This is a genomic window from Oleiphilus sp. HI0125 (genome assembly GCF_001635355.1).
Window position 1 is genome coordinate 1 of the sequence record NZ_LWGF01001037.1, and the last position, 966, is coordinate 966.

Below are 966 nucleotides of genomic sequence, written 5' to 3' on the forward strand. Positions count from 1 at the left end.
GGTGAGTTCTGTGATCGTTGGATTATTTGCTTGCAGCAGTAGTTCGGGACCTGACGCACCAGAGAGTATTCATATCAATACAGACTTGAGCGCATTGTTGAGTGATCATGCGAAAGTTGGTTCCACACATACTTTTTAAAGACATGTTGACAGGTGTTGGTTGAATAATTCCGGAACTATTTACCTACGCGTGAACTTATTTAGATGCTTTTGTTCTTTGGATATAAACCAAAGTAAAGCATGGACTCGTAAAGCAAGTTGGTTCTGGTATAGGCTAGAGAAGTGATACTTGGACAAGATGTTTCTGCTGTCTTCTTTAGCCAATAAAAACAAACTTCAGGGAAATCATCATGAAAGCCTTAAATGCGAATGGTCGTATCGAATGTAAAGCCGCTGTTGCGTGGAAAGCTGGAGCTCCGCTATCAATAGAAACTATCGAAGTGGAGATGCCGAAAGCAGGTGAGGTGCTGGTAAAAGTACTTGCATCTGGCGTGTGTCACACTGATGCATTCACTTTGTCGGGAGAGGATCCAGAGGGTGTTTTTCCAGCGATTCTTGGTCATGAGGGCGGCGGTATTGTTGAAGCTGTTGGTGAGGGCGTAACTTCTGTAGCGGTCGGTGATCATGTCATTCCGCTCTACACGCCAGAATGCCGCGAATGTAAGTTTTGCTTATCCGGTAAAACAAATCTGTGTCAAAAAATTCGTTCTACGCAAGGTCAAGGTTTGATGCCTGACGGCACAACTCGTTTCTCGAAAGACGGCGAAAAAATCTATCACTACATGGGTACGTCGACCTTTTCTGAATACACGGTACTCCCTGAGATTTCACTGGCTAAAGTCAATAAAGAGGCCTCTTTGCATGATGTCTGCTTGTTAGGTTGTGGCGTGACAACGGGCATTGGAGCGGTGATGAACACTGCAAAAGTTGAAGAAGGGACAACCGTTGCGATTTTTGGTCTAGGCG

At 44.8% G+C, this 966-nt stretch carries 1 protein-coding gene; it reads left to right on the forward strand.

Going from position 1 to position 966, the window contains the following annotated elements:
- Nucleotides 1-350: 350 nt before the first annotated feature.
- A partial coding sequence (locus A3762_RS17810) for an alcohol dehydrogenase catalytic domain-containing protein (protein WP_156493562.1) occupies nucleotides 351-966 on the forward strand: 616 nt, incomplete at its 3' end.